This window comes from Vibrio sp. CCUG 15886 (assembly GCF_028570825.1).
In the GTDB taxonomy this organism is placed as follows: domain Bacteria; phylum Pseudomonadota; class Gammaproteobacteria; order Enterobacterales; family Vibrionaceae; genus Vibrio; species Vibrio vulnificus_B.
The window spans coordinates 928,500-945,923 of the sequence record NZ_JAQQBT010000001.1 but is presented as its reverse complement, the minus strand read 5'-3'; the positions used below and the strand labels follow the sequence as shown (position 1 = coordinate 945,923).

The 17,424-nt window shown below is 49.3% G+C and carries 10 protein-coding genes; 5 read left to right on the top strand and 5 right to left on the bottom strand.

The features are described from left to right. Nucleotides 1-4: 4 nt before the first annotated feature. On the bottom strand, nt 5-1,186 hold the full coding sequence (locus tag PQQ36_RS04015; protein ID WP_040111008.1) for an isochorismate synthase: 1,182 nt from the start codon (nt 1,184-1,186) through the stop codon (nt 5-7). 371 nt (nt 1,187-1,557) lie between these two features. Here PQQ36_RS04015 and PQQ36_RS04010 point away from each other — a divergent pair, with 371 nt between their 5' ends. Beyond that, nucleotides 1,558-2,346 carry a 2,3-dihydro-2,3-dihydroxybenzoate dehydrogenase gene (locus tag PQQ36_RS04010; protein ID WP_225470376.1) on the top strand — a complete coding sequence of 263 codons (789 nt, stop codon included), beginning with the start codon at nt 1,558-1,560 and terminating at the stop codon, nt 2,344-2,346. Nucleotides 2,347-2,565: 219 nt separating this feature from the next. On the opposite strand, the gene PQQ36_RS04005 is transcribed toward PQQ36_RS04010, so the two are convergent. Beyond that, nucleotides 2,566-3,636, bottom strand: a complete 1,071-nt coding sequence (locus PQQ36_RS04005; protein ID WP_103199629.1) for a 3-deoxy-7-phosphoheptulonate synthase — start codon at nt 3,634-3,636, stop codon at nt 2,566-2,568. Nucleotides 3,637-3,966: 330 nt separating this feature from the next. On the opposite strand from PQQ36_RS04005, the gene PQQ36_RS04000 reads away from it, so the two are divergent. The 3 genes from PQQ36_RS04000 to PQQ36_RS03990 all read left to right on the top strand — a co-directional run bounded on the left by PQQ36_RS04000 (nt 3,967) and on the right by PQQ36_RS03990 (nt 12,251). After that, nucleotides 3,967-8,424 carry an amino acid adenylation domain-containing protein gene (locus PQQ36_RS04000; RefSeq protein ID WP_103199640.1) on the top strand — a complete coding sequence of 1,486 codons (4,458 nt, stop codon included), beginning with the start codon at nt 3,967-3,969 and terminating at the stop codon, nt 8,422-8,424. Between the two features lie 73 nt (nt 8,425-8,497). Beyond that, entirely contained in the window at nt 8,498-11,551 is a 3,054-nt protein-coding gene (locus tag PQQ36_RS03995; protein WP_051934138.1) for a condensation domain-containing protein, read from the top strand. 4 nt (nt 11,552-11,555) lie between these two features. Continuing rightward, on the top strand, nt 11,556-12,251 hold the full coding sequence (locus PQQ36_RS03990) for a 4'-phosphopantetheinyl transferase family protein (RefSeq protein WP_040111005.1): 696 nt from the start codon (nt 11,556-11,558) through the stop codon (nt 12,249-12,251). Nucleotides 12,252-12,301: 50 nt separating this feature from the next. On the opposite strand, the gene PQQ36_RS03985 is transcribed toward PQQ36_RS03990, so the two are convergent. Further along, nucleotides 12,302-12,640, bottom strand: coding sequence for a YggL family protein (locus PQQ36_RS03985; RefSeq protein WP_011152537.1), 339 nt, complete (start codon nt 12,638-12,640; stop codon nt 12,302-12,304). Between the two features lie 287 nt (nt 12,641-12,927). Between PQQ36_RS03985 and PQQ36_RS03980 the strand changes: the two genes are divergently transcribed. Continuing rightward, nucleotides 12,928-14,970 carry a PhoX family protein gene (locus PQQ36_RS03980; RefSeq protein ID WP_273660368.1) on the top strand — a complete coding sequence of 681 codons (2,043 nt, stop codon included), beginning with the start codon at nt 12,928-12,930 and terminating at the stop codon, nt 14,968-14,970. Between the two features lie 94 nt (nt 14,971-15,064). On the opposite strand, the gene PQQ36_RS03975 is transcribed toward PQQ36_RS03980, so the two are convergent. Then, the gene (locus tag PQQ36_RS03975) at nt 15,065-15,793 is read right to left on the bottom strand and encodes a transporter substrate-binding domain-containing protein (protein WP_045619178.1); all 729 of its coding nucleotides are present in this window, start codon (nt 15,791-15,793) and stop codon (nt 15,065-15,067) included. Nucleotides 15,794-15,866: 73 nt separating this feature from the next. Then, nucleotides 15,867-17,402, bottom strand: coding sequence for a methyl-accepting chemotaxis protein (locus PQQ36_RS03970; RefSeq protein WP_103199633.1), 1,536 nt, complete (start codon nt 17,400-17,402; stop codon nt 15,867-15,869). Nucleotides 17,403-17,424: the final 22 nt, after the last annotated feature.

The following is a 17,424-nucleotide window of genomic DNA, read 5'->3' as shown; positions in this document are numbered from 1 at the left end:
TACCTTATGCCGTTAACATTTCGTTCAGTTGAATCCCCGCGGCTTTTAAGATGGTATTCATTTTGGCCCCTGTTTCATCAAGCTCACTTTGAGGTTGCGACTCGTTGACGATGCCCGCTCCTGCAAACACCTTCATCCGACGCGGTTGCACTTCTGCGCAGCGAATCGTCACAACCCACTCCCCATTTCCACGTGAATCGCACCATCCAACCATGCCGGTAAAATAACCGCGATCAAACTGTTCCAATCTTTTGATCGCTTCATAGGCTTTCTCGCGAGGATAGCCACAGACCGCTGGGGTGGGATGCAGCTCCGCAGCCACTTGCAACACATTGATGGCGGGATCCAACACTTGTCCTTCGAGTTGTGTAGAAAGATGCAGCATCGTTTGGGTCTCGATCACCGACGGAACCATCGGCGTGTACAAATTGCAGCAATACTTGCTCATGACGCGCTCAACTTCTTCTACCACCAAGCCGTGTTCATGGAGATCCTTGCCCGTATTGAGCAGCGATTGAATGGACGCCTGATTTTGTAGCTCAGACTCTGAGCGTGGTCTTGAACCGGCCAGCGGATTGGAAATCAGGTGGCTGCCTTTTTTGGCTACAAGCAGCTCTGGGCTGGCTCCCATCAACTTTTGGTTGTCGCCAATTTGCGCAGCAAAGGTGTAGCCTTTAGCGTTAATGGAGAGCAAGTTTCTCAGTAAGGCTTGCTGTTGAATGTCGGTTTCTGTCGCCACTTCTATCGCACGAGACAGTACGACTTTCGAGAGTTCCTGATTGGCAAACATCCCTAAGAGATCATGCACCCCCTGCTTATAGTGGTGGCCACTTGGCGAAGAAATAAGACGAGCTTGTGGTGCTGAGGAGGCGGACGTGTGCGAAGCTCGGGTGCTACTGGAGATGTACAACGTCTTTGGAATAACAAATCGAGTCATGTTTTCTTGATTAAATGGCACAACACCAAACAAAACCGGATTGTCTGATTCGCTAGTTTTGGCATTTTTGAGCATGTTATTCGCCACATCAGCCAATTCAGAAAATGGCAAGGTTTGAAGACGCTCTTCTTGAACGCCGATGCCCATCATAGTGTTATTTGGAGAAGCGAAGAAAAATGGCGACGATGATAGTTCGTTATCCAACAGTTCGTTTGCCATTTTGGTATAGCCAATCACTTCACGTTTCATAACAGATCCCTCTAGATATTTCGATCGTGGTATACGAAAGAGTGCTCTTTTAGCGGCGCAATGTGCGGATAAAGGAGTGCACTCTTTTCCCAACTGAATCAACTTTGCGGTTATGGCGACGGACTGATCTCAATGCCATAGACTCGTTATGTTTGTGAGTCGGCATGTTTGTCTGGCCTGCAATGTCATCGGTTGGGTATAGGTTGCTTATTCAGTGGAGTAAGATTACAGTTATCACGATTTAAATGCTAACGATAATAATTATCATTAATATCTAAGTTTGTTTTTGTGCATTAAATCACGAATTTATAGCATGGGTGCAGATATCCATGACGGGATAAGTGAACACAGATTAAAGAGATAACGTTTTTATGTTTAACCAATTTCTTGAAAAACAAACTGTTTTTCTGACTGGTGCGGCGAAAGGTATTGGTTTCAGTGTGATGCAGCATCTACTTGAAGAGGGGGCTCGAGTGGTCGCCACGGACATCGATGAAGTGCGACTCAAGACAGACAGTGACGCATTGAAGAACCGCTATCGCGAGCAGTTATTTTGCTATCACTTGGATCTTTCTCAGCCGGAGTCTGTTGCTCGTCGTGTGGCGCAAATGATTGAACAACATGGCCAGTTTGATCACCTCGTATGTTGTGCCGGCGTATTGCATCTTGGCTCCATTACGAGCATGCCTCTGGCGCAAATTGAGCACACTTTCAATGTGAACACGTTTGGTACCTTGGCGGTGATGCAGGCCTTGGCAGAAGGAATGAAAGCACGACGCTCAGGCAGTATGGTGATTGTCGGTTCCAATGCGGCCAATACACCTCGTCCAAATATGGGGGCTTATGGGGCATCTAAGGCGGCGTTGCACATGCTGGTTAAATCGATGGGAATGGAGTTGGCGGAATATGGAGTACGCTGCAATATTGTCAGCCCCGGTTCAACACGCACAGACATGCAGATGCAATTGTGGTCGGACGAATACGGTGAACCTCAAGTCATTGCGGGGAATTTAGAGCAGTTTCGTTTGGGAATTCCGTTAAGAAAAATGGCGGAGCCACAAGACATCGCACGGTCGGTACTGTTTTTACTTTCCGATTACGCGGGGCACATTACCTTGCACGATCTGAGAGTGGATGGCGGTGCGACATTGGATAATTAATAGCTGGGATAATTAATAACTTGCTCAAGTAAAAGAAGAGGAATGGTGAATGGTAACCATTCCTTTGATACGCTTGCTAGGTTGCTAGGTTGCTAGGTTGCTAGGTTGCTAGGTTGCTAGGTTGCTAGTTTGCTAGTCCCTAGTCCCTAGTCCCTAGTCCCTAGTCCCTAGTCCCTAGTCCCTAGTCCCTAGTCCCTAGTCCCTAGTCCCACTGGTGATTTAGGCAACGGTGGAAAAGCGCTCCGTCATCACGACATTCACCGCTTCCGCAAAAATATTGAGAATACTTTCTGTCTCTTCCCACCCCAAACATTCATCAGTAACCGACATGCCTTTGATCAACGGACGATCGGTGATCTTTTGCGCGCCTGCTACCAAGAAGCTCTCCGCCATCACGCCTGCAATGCATTTTTCTCCTTCGATCAACTGACAGGCGATGTTTCTCGCCACATCGAGTTGGTTCTTTGCCACTTTCAGGCTATTGCCATGGCTGCAATCAATGATCAGGCGCGGGTTAAGATCGTTGGCTTCCAGTTGTTGGCTGATTTGGCAAACATGCTCGGTGGTGTAGTTTGGCGTTTTGCCACCTCGCAAAATGATATGGCCATTGGGGTTACCATGACTGATGGCAGTGAGAGTACGTGCCCCAAATCCTGGCACACAGATGAGATGGGGTGAGTTTGCCGCGTGTATCGCGTCGATAGCAATATCAACATTGCCGTCGGTCCCGTTTTTGAAACCAATAGGGCAGGGAAGCGCCGAGGCCATTTGACGGTGAATTTGAGATTCAGTTGTCCTCGCGCCAATGGCCCCCCAACAAATGAGGTCAGAAATGTAGGGGTAAGTCGTGGTGTCTAAATACTCGGTTGCCGTCGCAAGGCCAAGCTTGATGACTTGCTGTAAGAATTGTCGAGCAAGCAGCAGACCTTTATTAATGTCGTGGCTGTTATCGAGATCGGGATCGACGATCAGCCCTTTCCATCCTGCGCGTGTGCGTGGTTTTTCAAAGTAAGTTCGCATCACAATCAGAAGTTGCTTTTCATGCTGATGCTGAATGTTGGCCAGTTTCTGCGCATATTCTAGGCCTGCTTGCGGGTCGTGAATTGAACATGGGCCGATGATCACCAGTAATCGAGGGTCTTGGCCATTCAGAATTCGAGTGATGTCTTGGCGACGTTGTCGGATAAACGCTTCGCTCTCTTCGTCCAGTGAGGCGTGTTGAATGATCTCTTCCACAGAAGGGAGTGTTCCACAAGGAGTGGAGTGAATCAATTTGCTGAGCGTAGGCATGTTTCCCCCTGAGCCATATCGGTAACTGAGTTTTAAAAATAAATGATGTTAATGATAATTATTATTGTTAATGTCGGAATTATTAAGAAAGAGGAATCGATATGTCAAGCCGAAATCTTGCTCAAGTCACCCTATGCTAACCAGTAAAATCAACAAGATGAACTGACATTCTTTCACTACAAGCCTCGTTGTTTGGCATTTTAATTACTTTACATGTAAATGATAATGATTATTATTAATGTGGATTTGGGTGGCGAAATGCTATCAAATTGTGCGCCGACAGACGACAGACCGACAGGCGAAGTGAATGGACTATGTTTGGATTTTAACATGAAAGAAATGACGGCAATGCAGGCCGCTTATTGGTTAGGAAGGCAAAAAGGCAATGCGATGGAAGGCTTGGCAGCCCATCTCTATGCCGAGTTTGATGGACGAGATTTAAATCGCGAAGCGTTATCAATGGCGGTGCGGGCACTGTATGCGAAACATCCCATGTTACGGTTAGCGATCACTGCCGAGGGGCTGCAACACATTCTCCCTCTTTCTGCTTGTCACCAACTAATGGTGGAAGACATTGCGCGCTATTCCAAGCCAGAGGCCGAGCAGTTCTTGCATAACAAGCGAGAGCGAATGAGCCACCAAATCTTGGATTTGAATCAAAGCAGCCCCATCGAGATCAGTGTGACCTTGCTCGCCAATAATGAGCATCGATTGCACATTGATGCGGATATGATTGCGTGCGATGCGCAGAGTTTCCGAATTGTGGTCGAAGACTTAGCGCGACTTTACCTGTCTGCACAAGAATCCGATTTAGCCATGAGCGAAGAGCCTCAGATAACCTATTTTCATTACCTCGACCATCAGCAAGCGGATCGCTATTTAGCGCAGCGCAAGGCCAGCGATAAACAGTGGTGGCAAGCGCGTCTATCATCATTGCCCCCTGAGCCTCCCTTGCCCTATTTGTCCCACCAGGATAACGAAGCTCGTCCACAAACTCAGCGCTTGGCGCATCAGTTTACCCATCAAGAGCGTGTTGCGTTAGAGGCGTTGGCGAAAGAGCACCATCTCACGTTAACACAGCTATTTCTTGCTCTGTTTTCGCAAGTGATCGCCACTGGTGCGCGTGAACATCGTTTCCGATTAAATGTCCCGACTTTTCATCGTGGTATTTATGATCCCCAGATAGAGCAGGCTGTGGGCGATTTTTCCAACCTACTGATCTTCAGTGCTCACGTTGACAAAACGCAGACGCTGCTGTCGCATTGCCGCCAAGTGGCGAACCAACTGAACCTGTTGCTGAGTCATGAAACATACTCAGGTGTGCAGGTGATGCGTGATTTGTCACGCTTGGCGGGTCAGGTGCAACGCTCGCCTGTGGTGTTTACTTCCGGTATGGATATCGACGGTGGTGAACTCTTTTCTCAGCAAGTGACGGACAGTTTAGGCCGAATGAATTGGGTGATTTCGCAAGGAGCACAGGTAACGCTAGATGCGCAGATTGCCCCTGCTTATGGCGGCATTTTAGCTAACTGGGATGTTCGTGTGGATCTCTTGGAGCAAAAGGTGATTGAGCCCATGTTTGCTCATTACGTTGCGTTGATTCGCCGCCTTGCGACGTTCCCACAAATCATGCATCAGACGCTCGAACAGCTAGACGCGGCATTGGGGCAATCCGAGTCGGAAAATATAGCGGCGACACCATTGAGCAACTTGCAGAAATCGTATTTGTTAGGGCGTTCAACCCAAATTGCCTTAGGTGGCGTTGCGATGCATGAGTTTCGCGAATATCGCGGCAACTTAGCAACCGAAACGGTGCGAGAAAATCTCACCCGCTTGGTTGAACAGCTCCCGGCGTTGAGGACGCACATCGACCAAGATAAATTGCTGCAGTTTGTTTCTCCCATCATTGAACTCAATTTAAAAACGTTTGATTTTCAGCATCTTTCTCGTGAAAAAGCGCTTTTGGCGGTGGAGCCACTTCGCGAGCACTATCGCCATAAAATGCACGATTTAAGCGGTTCGCCTTGGGAGGTGTGTGTCGTTCAATTGCCCCCAGAGTACGCCAGTCGAATAAACACCATTATTTTCACCAGTTTTGATGCCCTGATTGTTGATGGGCGCAGTCATTCGATCATTCTCGCAACGCTGCTTGGTCAGCAAGAGGATGGCATTCAAGGTTTGCTGGCCCCTCGCTCACCAAAGCGTCAAGAGCCCGCCATCGATACGGCGAAACGAGCGCAAGACGAACGCTATTGGCAAGAAAAATTGCATCGTGACTGCTTGCCACCAGCATTGCCTTGGAAGCAACCGCTGGAGACCATCCGCACTTCTCGTTATGCGCGAGAAAGCTTGCAAATTAGCCGTGCTGAGCTGCAACAACTGACCCTGCTTGGGGCGGAAAAGGGTTTGTTCGTCAACTCATTGTTGACCGCCGTTATTGTGCAAGTGTTGGCCTGCTGGACAACCGAAAATGGTATGCGAATTGGTTTTCCGGTGGTGATACCGCAGCAAGATGAGTTGGCGGGCAATGAATCGACTTTTGTGATTTTGGAGCATGAAAAATCGGACGCCTCTGTGCTGAGTCAAGCACTTGATTTGCAATCGGATATGCTTGAAGCGCTGGAACACCTCGATTTCTCGGGGGTGGACGTAAACCGCCTATTGATGAATGGCTCTTCACCCGCATTAGCGTTGCCCGTGGTGATCACTAATGGCTTATCGTGGCAGACGCTCAAAGAAACCGACGATGTGGCGCTCTTTTCTGGGGTGACTCAGACACCGCAAATGGCATTGGACATTCGACTGACGTACGATGAGCAGAAAAATCTCATCGTCAGCTTCGATTACGCAGTGGATGCGCTGGAGACGAACGTTGTGTGCGATATTCTCAATGCGCTCAAAACGTTGTTGCAACAACTGTCTGAATCGCAGCAAGGACTCTTACCGTCATCGTCTTTTCTTGATCTTTCCCACTATCGCCTCAATAGCGATGAAACTCAGCGTGACCCTTCGGATTTCTTGTCGCACATTGCGCGTCAACTGTTTGATGAAACCAATGAAAAAACGGCGATCATTTGTGGTGAAACCACGGTTTCGTATGCGGAATTGGGCTCGAAAGTCGCTTGTGTGATGGGCCAGCTTAATGCCAGAGGGTTGCAACAAGGCAGCGTGGTGGCTATCTGTCTTCCACGAAGTGTGGAGCACTTGGTGATGACGTTGGCATGCTCACTATCGGGCATGGTATGGGTGCCCATTGATGCATCCTCACCTCATGACCGCTTGGCTTATCTGCTCAGCAATTGCAACGCGGAACTGGTGGTCACGCAACACGGTGACGTTGTGGCGTCGGTTGCCTTCTCTGAGCTCCTCAGCCCCATCGCAAGTGAGGCTCCGTTGCCGAGTGATGAACAGTTATCGCGTTTAAGTCAAAGCACCCAAACGGCCTACTATCTGTATACCTCGGGCACCACTGGCAAACCGAAATGCGTGGTGATCAATAATCAAGCGACGTCCAATGTCATTGGTCAAACCTGCCGTGAGTGGTCGATTTCGTCGCAGGATGTGATCATGTCCGTGACACCGTATCACCACGATATGTCGGTGTTTGACGTGTTTGCGGCTTTTAGCTCCGGGGCGACGCTGGTGCTTCCAGGAGCCGATGGTGAAAAAGATGCGCTGAAATGGAACCAATTGATTGAGCAGCATAAGGTGACGATTTGGGTGTCGGTGCCAGCGATTTTGGAAATGCTGCTTTCTTGCACGCAAGGCTCGCAACTGCAATCGTTGCGTTTGGTTGCCCAAGGGGGAGACTACATTAAACCAGCGACCATTGCTCAACTGCGCGCACTGGAGAGTTCGATCCGTTTGATTTCGCTTGGCGGACCGACAGAAACCACCATTTGGAGTATTTGGCATGAGCTGACGGATGCGGATGTGTCGACCATTCCTTATGGACGGCCACTGCCCGGGAATCGCTATTTCATTTTGGATGAGAGGCAGCAGCATGTGCCTCAAGGGGTGGTCGGGCGCATTTACACCGTTGGGGTCAACTTAGCACAAGGCTATTTAGAGAATGGTGAGCTGAAGCAGACGGATTTTGTCACCATCTATGATGATCGTGGCGAGCCTGTACGCGCGTTTCGAACCGGTGACCAAGGTTACTACCGACAAGATGGCAACATCATTTTTGCTAGTCGAGTGAATGGTTACGTCAAAGTTCGTGGGGTGCGAGTCTCTTTGCCGGATATTGAAAAAGAGCTGTTGAAGCATCCTTTGATCGCCAATGCGGTTGTCGTCGATTATCTCGATGGCAATGGGGACAGTGCTTTGGCGGCGCTTTTTACTCTGAATTCAGATAAGACGCTGACTGCTCAGCAACTGCGCCAGTTTGCTCAGCAATGTTTACCTCAATCGCACATCCCAACCCACTTTATGCCGATGACCGTTCTGCCTCTTTCCGCCAATGGCAAAGTCGATAGAAAGCAGTGTCAAGCGCGAGTGGCTGCCTCCTTACTGCCAAGCGAATCCGGAACACATGCCGAGCGTGAAAAAGGGGAAGTGCTGAAGCCAACTCTACTTGCACAGATTGAACAGATTTATCGCCAAGTGATCGCGACAGATGAGGTCTTCGATGATGCGCAAGAGTTGGCATTTTTGTCGAGGGGATTACTTCCATCTCACCTTGTCAGCATTGCTTCACTTTTAAATCAACGCTTTGCTAGCCAGTTGAGCGCCTCGCAGTTGGTTCGCTGTCAATCTGCGCAACAGGTCGCGGCTTTACTCGCATAGCCAGCCCTAATTTATTAACTAACCGATTTGATCGCCGTGAAATGGCGCAATTGCGCCTTTTGGAGAAAGGAATATGACGCTTAACCTGGATGTTTCCAAGCAGGAAGCCCATCGAGACGGTATCCTACAACAAACCATTGAACCATCGCTTGGTGTGAGCGAGTTTGAGCAACGAGTTTGGCTGTATCATCAACAACATGATGATGGACGTAGCCAGTATGCCTCCGCTTACCATCTGACCGGTGAAGTGAACATGGGTAAACTGGTGGCTGTGCTTTCTCAGTTGTCGCAAGATTTTCCCATATTCAATCAGCGCTACCTGTTTAATGATGCGTTAGGTCTGACTAAGCAAGGGGTTGACGCGAGTTTACTCCGTGTTGATATCGAACAAGTCGTTTCACTCGAGCAGGCGATGCAGCATTTAATGGCGTTGCAAAACCAACCTATAGCCCTAGATGACGATGCGCCGATTCGATTTGTCTTGTACAGCGGTGACATTGACGGTGTCGTGCTTGGCGTCGTGACGCACCAGATCCTCAGTGAGCGAATAGATTGGCAAAGTGTGTTTCAGCGTTTGAGTGCGCGCTACAACCAGCCGTCGTTGAAGCGCGATTGGGAAGGGGTTTCTCCGGGCCAAAGCGCTCATATCGGCTATACGCCCCTCACACCTCAAAGTGATATCGGCAATACTTGCTTTAGATGGCTGCAAAGTGCGCAGCCTGAACTTGTGGTCGAACAAAGTTGGCCAGCGACGCCAACGCATTCACCCGAGCACCCGATGCTTGCTCGTAAGTATCGTGTTTCTTTGCAAGGCAGTGTGCTGGATGACTATGGGTTGTCTCAACCGAATAAAAAAGAGGTGCTTTCCGTCATTGCCGCACTGTTTGCTCGCTATTTAGCGGTCAACGCCAACACTGATCAGTGCGACTTATATCTGCCTTATGATGTGGAACGTCGAGCGTTTGAGCTTAATGGGGCGATGATTGAAACGGGGTTAATCGCGATCAAGGTGCCTCATGTATCCGCCCCGATTGAGCGCAACAGCGCGGAAATACTGGCGCAGCTCAACCAAAGCCGCGAGCATTATGCGGCCTCCTATCATGGTCAACAGGGAGCGGCCCTTGTTACTTGGCTGGTGGATCCTTCGGTGCATCTGCAATTGGATCAGGTCAACGCCGAAAAATCTCTGTTTGCCGCGGCACATCCCAAGTTTGCGGTAACGTTGGGTGTTGGTCTTAACTGTCAGGGAGCATTAGTGCTGGAACTGACACTGGCCGCTGGCGCGTCGCCATACATTGGTGCCTTTATGCTTGAGCAGTTTGTCGCCCAGATTGGAGGCAAAGCCGCTAGTTCGTTGCATTTGCATGAGTCTGACAACCGCGAGCCAGCAAGCGTCAGTAACACCGCGAGCCAAACTCATGAACAAACACAAGCGGCGGTGGAAGCGGCGATCCTAGCAGAGTTTCGTACGGCGCTTGCGAACCAAACGATGACAGCAGACGATGACTTTTTTGATTTTGGTGGCCACTCCCTCATCGCGACCAGAGTAATTGGTCGACTGCTATCGGATCATGGCATAGAAATCCACATCAACGACATGTTCAGCTTCCCGAGTGCGAAACTGTTGGCTCAACAGGCGAGAGTGCAACAGGCGGTCGTGCATCAGCCGTCTCACTTCGACGCCAAGGCAACTGCACAATCGCAACACAATCCCATCGCATTGGATAGAGCGCCTTTGTCATTGGCACAACATTCATTGTGGAAAGCGATGAGCAAATACGCCAGCGTTGGTCTCAACAATATCTTCAATTTGCCGTTTGCCCTGAAGTTTTTGGATCGTGTTGATGAAGCGGCATTTGGCAGGGCTTTCCATGCGATTTTGCTGCGCCACACTGGGCTGCGTACGCGGTTTTCCACCGAAGACAACCAGCCATATCAGCAAGTGATTCCGGGAGAAAAACTGGCAGAGTATCAATGGTTTTGGACCTCGCAGCAAAATGGAGGATTGTCGGTTAGCGACCTTCTAGCGCAAGAAGCCGAGTACGCGTTTGATCTGGACAACGAATTGCCATTGCGGCTGAGGTTTGTGAAGGACGATGCTGACGGAGCACAGTACTTGTCTCTGTTGTTCCATCACATCGTACTGGATGAATGGTCGTTAAATACTATGATGGATGAACTGGCGCTGGCCTATCGATGTTATGTTCAAGGTCACGAACCGCAGTGGCACATGCAGCCACGACCGTTCCATGAATTCGCCAGAAAACAACGTGCCTCCGATGTTAACCAAGCGCATTTATCCTACTGGCTGAACAAATTTGAAGGGCTGCCTTGGGCGGAGCCGATCTTTCCCGCTCATCATCCGTTACGTGTTGAACAACAGGTCGAATGTGGTGAAGGCGGTTGGGTAGAAATTAAAATTCCGCAGCGAGTCAGCAGCCAGCTGTATGCTTTGGCTAAAGCGCGCAGTGCGTCGCTGTTCAACGTGGTGTATGCCGCTATTGCCGCTTCATTACGCTTACTTGGTGCGCCTGAAAAGCTGATCGTCGGCACACCCGCCGCTGGCCGTTTGGACGCAGACTACTTTGATACGGTCGGGTATTTCACTACGCTAGGCGTACAATTGGTCGATTTCACTGGGGTCAAATCCATCTGGCAGTTGATTGAGCAGGTAAAAAACAGCATCAATGAATCCATGGCCTACACAGATATTCCTATCGATCTGATTGAAGAGGGCTTAAAAGGGGTTGACCACGACACCGAAGGACACATGTTTGAAGTCTTCATTCAATTGCACGCCAAGAACAAGTTTCATGGTGCGTTTGAACTGTCTGAAAACGAGCGTGTTCGTTTCCAGCAAGTTGATCCAGACAAAAGTGAATCGGGTTTGGGGCTGCAGTTTGAAGTCATGGAAGAGAGCATTGATGGCGAGCAAACTCTGCGCGTGATGATGAGTTACATGAACAAAAATTACAGTCCAGCTCAAGTGACACTGCTCTCGGACGTCAATCGTCGCTTATTTGAGGTGTTCGCTGGTTGCATCGCGCAAGATCAGGATTTGGCTCAGCTACAAGAACAAGTGGCGGCGTTAGAGGCAACGGCCTGTCTGGCACACAAAGGCGCGTAAACCGATGCGGCTCTCAGAACCCACCACGTTGAGCTTAGGTGGACACACGGTTTGGCAGCGTCAATTTGATGCGTCTAGCTTTGAGCCAAACAGTGCGCAAGCATGGCAGATCGCGGTGCCAGATTCACTGCAGCAAGCAAGCTGCAAGCGTCGGGCGGAGTTTGTGGCTGGGCGCGTGGTTGCGCGTGATGCGTTAGTGGCGCTTAAAAGCCCTTCATATCACGTCTGTGTGGGGGAGCACCGAGCGCCACAATGGCCGTCAGGATGGCTTGGTAGTATATCGCATACCGATCACACTGCGATTTGTGTGGTTAGAAAAATGCATGAACATGCAAAACTTGGTGTTGATATGGAGAAATTTATCGGTGAACGTGCTGTGAAGGAAATCATGCCGCTGATTTTGGTGACACCACAAGAGCGGGCTTTGGTAGCAGCGACGGATTGGTCAATCCATCGTTTGGTGACCTTGATTTTTTCTGCCAAAGAAAGCTTATTTAAAGCGATTTACCCGACCGTCGGTCGTTACTTGGAGTTCTCTCATTCCTACGTAGAGGAGGTGGATTTTCATCGCGGTAAGCTGACGTTACGTCTGTGCCGAGGGGCAGAGCAAAACATGCTTCAGCAGCGGTTTACGGCTTTTTTTCATCTGCATGATGACAGTGTGGTCACCTTAGTGAGTGAAAACGCTCAAACACTTTAAGCCAAAACAAAAACGGCCCATGGAGGGCCGTTTCTTCATTCCGCTGCGAACTATAAGTAGTTCGCATCTGCTAGATCACTTGCCAATACAGATTTCACTTCTGCACGTGCGTTCAGCCATTCTACGACTGCTGCGCGCTGTTCTTCCGTTGCGCTTTCGTAACGCTCTTTCGCACAGATGAAACCTTCAAAGTGCTCAAGACCGCCACCGCCAAAACATAGGCCTTTTGCGTCAATAAAATCAATGAAGTCATCAACGAACACGTCGTAACGATCAAAGTCGTGAATATCGGTTTCACAGCTGATCTCGAAACCGAGAATAGCGAATTCACCTAAAAAGAGTTTTTTACGTAGGCGGCGATTTTTGTTTTCCACTTTATCTAGTTTCATGGTCTTCTCTCGATTTTGTATTGACTAAAATGTGCTTGCTTGTGTTGCGTTTCACTCAGCAACTCTAGGGGGAAGTTCTAGACTTAAAAGATGACGATCTCAAGCATAGGCGAGCTCTTTATACTCTTGATTGCCGATGAAACCAAATACAATTGAGTCAATATTCAATGAATTGACCAACTGACAACACAAACACAACAAAACATTCATAAAGATAGACCTGTTTTGTCATTTTTCTCGCCTATCTTGGGTCGCGCTCAACTTCATTAACCCAAGAGATAAACATCATGAGTAAGGAAACCTTCGACGCGACTCGCTACAACAAAAGCAAAAACAAACCTTTTGATGAGGTGTTAGAAGCGAGTTTATCCCGTCGCAACATTTTGAAAGGTGGTTTAGGCATTAGCGCCATGACGGCCTTTGGCGCATTTGGCCTCGCCGGTTGCAACAGCTCTTCAAACAGCGGAAGTGTCGCAGGTGGTACTTCTGGTTCTCAATCTCAAGCTGTTCTGAATTTTGACTCTATTGCCGGATCACTCACCGATGCCGTGAGCGTACCAAATGGCTACAAAGCACAAGTGTTGGTGCCATGGGGTACGCCTTTAAATGGCAATGCCAGCGCGTGGCAAGCGGATGGCAGCAACACCGCAGAAGACCAACTCAATGCATTGGGCATGCACCATGATGGCATGCATTTCTTCCCTATCAATGGCAATCCAAACGATGGTTTACTGTGCGTGAACCACGAGTACATCGATCTTGCGGCTTTGCATCCAGCGGGTCCGACGGTGCTTAACGGTGCGCGTACGGTTGTTGATGAAGTACGTAAAGAGATCAATGCTCACGGGGTCTCAGTGGTTCGAATCCAACTCGACAATGATGTGTGGAAAATGGTCGACAGTGATCCATTGAATCGCCGTTATACCGGTGCAACGGTCATGGACATCTCAGGCCCAATGGCTTATTCCTCTCATCTCGTTACCCGTTTTTCACCCGATGGCAGTCAGGCGCGCGGCACACTGAACAACTGTGGTAACGGTTATACCCCTTGGGGCACTTACCTTACGTGTGAAGAAAACTGGCCGGGCTATTTCATTCACACGGGAACGCAAACCGAAGATCAAAAGCGCATTGGCATTGATGGTTCAGGCACCACTCGTTATGCATGGGAAACGTTGGCAGGCCACACAGAAGAACGTCTAGACGAGTTCACTCGATTCAACTTGTTGCCAACGGGCGCCTCCGCGCAAGATGATTATCGTAATGAAGCCAATGGTCACGGCTATATTGTGGAAATTGACCCTTACACGGCCAATTCACGCGCGAAAAAACGCACTGCACTAGGCCGTTTTCGCCATGAAGGGTGTACTTTTGGCAAGCTTATTGCGGGCAAACCAGTGGTGTTTTATTCCGGCCACGATTCTCGTTTTGAATACCTCTACAAGTTTGAATCAAAAGCATTGTGGGATGCGAACGATGCCAACCCAAGCCACCGTTTAGCGACGGGTGACAAGTACATGGACGAAGGTACCTTGTATGTCGCGCGTTTTAATGAAGATGGCAGTGGCTCTTGGTTGCCACTCACTTTAAGCAGTGTGACCACCTCGGGTGGGACTTTGGCCGACCATTTTTCAACGCTGGCGGACATTATTTTAAACACCGCGGGTGCGGCAGATCTGGTTGGTGCTACGCCAATGGATAGACCTGAGTGGTGCACGGTAGATCCATTTACGGGTACGGTATACCTCACGCTGACCAACAACAGCAAACGTACCGAAGCGAACCCAGCCAACCCACGCCTAAACAACAAGTTTGGTCATGTGATCCGTTGGGATGAAGGGGCGAGCGCCACAGAATTTAGTTGGGATATCTTTGTCTTCGGTTCACCAGCGAACGGCGATGCAGAGACAAACCGTTCTGGCTTAACCGATTTAAACCAGTTTGCCAGCCCTGATGGTTTGGCGTTTGACGGCCGCGGGATCTTGTGGATTCAAACGGATAACGGCGCGGGTGAAGTGACCAGTTATACCAACGATCAAATGTTGGCGGTGGTGCCTTCACGCATGGTGGATGAAACGGGCGCGCAAACCCAAGTCAATGCGTCTAACCAAGCGCAGTTGAAACGTTTCTTTGTTGGACCGAATGGTTGTGAAGTGACCGGCTTTGCCATCAGCCCAGATTACAAATCGCTGTTTGTGAATATCCAGCACCCTGGCAATTGGCCATACAGCGACAATGCGGCTGAAGAAACGCCAGCAGGTATGACAGTGCGCCCGCGCGCAGCGACGGTGGTGATTCGTCGCGAAGACGGTGGTGAGATCGCGCTATAAACGTGAGCTTTACTGAGAAGCTCAATAACAGCCCAGAGTGATCTGGGCTGTTTGCGTTTGGTTAGTATTTGTGTTTGTTAGAGTGAAAGGCGAGTTATTTGATGCCGTATTTCATCAAGATTTTGTCGAAGGTGCCGTTTGCTTTGATCTCCGCAAGCCCCTTATTAAATGCCTCAATGATTTCACCATTTTTGGCATTGGCTAAACCTGATGTGACGTGTAATGGATTGACGGAAAGGGCGTTATTGGTAAAGTCAAAATCACTTAAATTCATTCCCGCACCGGACAGAGTGGCTTTAGCCACCAGTTCATCTTCCAAGGTCAAATCAATGCGTTTGGCCAGCAGTTTTTTGGCGTTTGCCACCAAGTCGTTCGCTTCGGGTTTGTTGAAATTGGTGGCTTTTAAGAATTCGTCCCCATAACCGTAGTTGCGAATAATACCAACGTTTTTGCCGCTTAAACTGTCCATACCATTGTATTCAAATCCATCACCACTGCGTTTGATAAACTTGAGTGAATTTTCCAGATAGGGCTGACTGTAGTTGAGGTATGAGGTGCGCTCTTGGGTAAACCAAGTGGCGACAAGGACATCAACCCGCCCGTCTTTGACCTCATTCAAGGCTCTGGTCCACGGCATGATTTTAAAATCCACATCGTGCCCTTGGGTTTTAAAGGCTTCGATAACAATTTCCACCGAAATACCTGGGTTGGCGTTGTTTTGTTGCACAAACGGAGCCCAAGGATCTTGGGCGGCGGTAATGGTTGCTGCGTGACTCAAAAAAGAAAGCAATAGAGTTGTCACAACAAATAAGAGCTTATTCATGAGTTATCCTCTTTGGTTTATCCTATCTGGCCTGTTGTTTTGGGGCTGAGGATGTACCACAGCCATCCATGAGCTAGGTTCTGAATTTTTTCATGTGTTGTGCGATGTTTTTACTCAGGCTGAGCACCTCTTCTGTTCGTTGCGCAGTTTGGACCGCACCAGAGGAAACATCATTGGAGGCTTCAGACGCTTCGACGATCGCTTGGCTGATCTCTTCCACGGCTTGCCTTTGTTCCTCTGTGGCTTGGGATATTTGCCCATTGCGATCCGAGATAATGCTGATCAACTCCTGTACTTGATTTACGGAGTGTTGCGACTCACTCACACGACTGGCGGTCTTTTCCAGCAACGAGGCGATACGGCTCAGCTCTTGTTCTACCGAGTTGGTGGCGTTGCCCAAAGCAACAATGTTCTTTTGGATCTGTTCGGTGGATTGACTGGTTTTCACGGCCAAATTACGCACTTCATCTGCAACCACTGCGAAGCCTCGGCCCTGTTCACCAGCTCGGGCCGCTTCAATTGCCGCATTGAGTGCCAGCAGGTTGGTCTGCTCAGAAATGTCGTTGATGACATTGAGGACGGTGGTGATCTTGTCACCTTCTTCGACAAGAATATGCATTTCTTGGTTCACGTGATCCATTTCTTCACGCATATTGACAATTTCGCTGGCAGATTTTTCGATCGCCTCATTAACGCTGTGAGTAAGATCGGTCGCAGTATGGGCTTGGTCAGCGGTTTGCGCCGCAGTATCGGCAACGATAGAGACCGAATGGTTTAGCTCTGTCGCAGCGGCGGCGACGGTCGTAAGCTGGTGGCGTTGCTGGTCAAGCTTGTCGGCATTGGCTCTGGCCGCTGTGCCGTTGGCGCGGGCTTTTTCTTCCAACGTCACCGACGACAAACTGACGTCTTGCACAATCACGCGAAGCGATTCGGTGAAGGTGTTGATGCCATCGGTAATGTCATCAAACTCTTTGAAACGGGCTGGTGCGAGCTTGTTGGATAAATCGCCATCTCCAGAAGAGAGGGCTTGAATGACCTCCGTCAACTGACGAATTGGCCGTAGTACTGTGGTCGCGAGTACCGCGACAATGACGATGGAAATGATCAGATCTAAAACGACGAGCTCAATGATGTTGAGCAAGAGGGACTCACGCAGTTTTTGTTCCAAAATGGCCGTGTCAAAAAAGACTTTCACCGTACCGACAGGCTTTTCTTCGCCATAATCGAGAAAGGTCAAATCACGTGACAAGCTTTGTTGATCGGAATAGCGTTCTTTGTTTTTAACATCGGTGAGTTTTTTATTTTCCCCTTGCCCCTCTAATCTCAAAAACAGCAGTTCCGCCCCTTGGGTATCGGTCAATTGAATCGCCGAAATTTCAGGAAGATTGAGTTCAGCAGAAATGGCAGTGCGCGCCGTGTCGAGGTCAAAATCCCATACCGCTCTAGGTAAGCTGACGGACATGCGCTGGCTGGTGTTCTGTACACTAGTATGCAGATCGGCGGTGAGGCTTTGCTTAAAATCTTGATACTTGATGAAAGCGGAAACAAGTAACACCAATGTCACTGCTAATATGACTTGAAGCAGAAAGACGACTTTTAAACTTTTCACTGCAGCTACTCTTCTTTTGGGC

What these genes read in the sequence shown, in the direction of transcription:
- PQQ36_RS03975 (WP_045619178.1), bottom strand. Translation starts at nt 15,793, where the DNA reads ATGAATAAGCTCTTATTTGTTGTGACAACTCTATTGCTTTCTTTTTTG.
- PQQ36_RS03985 (WP_011152537.1), bottom strand. Translation starts at nt 12,640, where the DNA reads ATGAAACTAGATAAAGTGGAAAACAAAAATCGCCGCCTACGTAAAAAA.
- PQQ36_RS04010 (WP_225470376.1), top strand. Translation starts at nt 1,558, where the DNA reads ATGTTTAACCAATTTCTTGAAAAACAAACTGTTTTTCTGACTGGTGCG.
- PQQ36_RS03995 (WP_051934138.1), top strand. Translation starts at nt 8,498, where the DNA reads ATGACGCTTAACCTGGATGTTTCCAAGCAGGAAGCCCATCGAGACGGT.
- PQQ36_RS03980 (WP_273660368.1), top strand. Translation starts at nt 12,928, where the DNA reads ATGAGTAAGGAAACCTTCGACGCGACTCGCTACAACAAAAGCAAAAAC.
- PQQ36_RS04005 (WP_103199629.1), bottom strand. Translation starts at nt 3,636, where the DNA reads ATGCCTACGCTCAGCAAATTGATTCACTCCACTCCTTGTGGAACACTC.
- PQQ36_RS04015 (WP_040111008.1), bottom strand. Translation starts at nt 1,186, where the DNA reads ATGAAACGTGAAGTGATTGGCTATACCAAAATGGCAAACGAACTGTTG.
- PQQ36_RS03990 (WP_040111005.1), top strand. Translation starts at nt 11,556, where the DNA reads ATGCGGCTCTCAGAACCCACCACGTTGAGCTTAGGTGGACACACGGTT.
- PQQ36_RS04000 (WP_103199640.1), top strand. Translation starts at nt 3,967, where the DNA reads ATGAAAGAAATGACGGCAATGCAGGCCGCTTATTGGTTAGGAAGGCAA.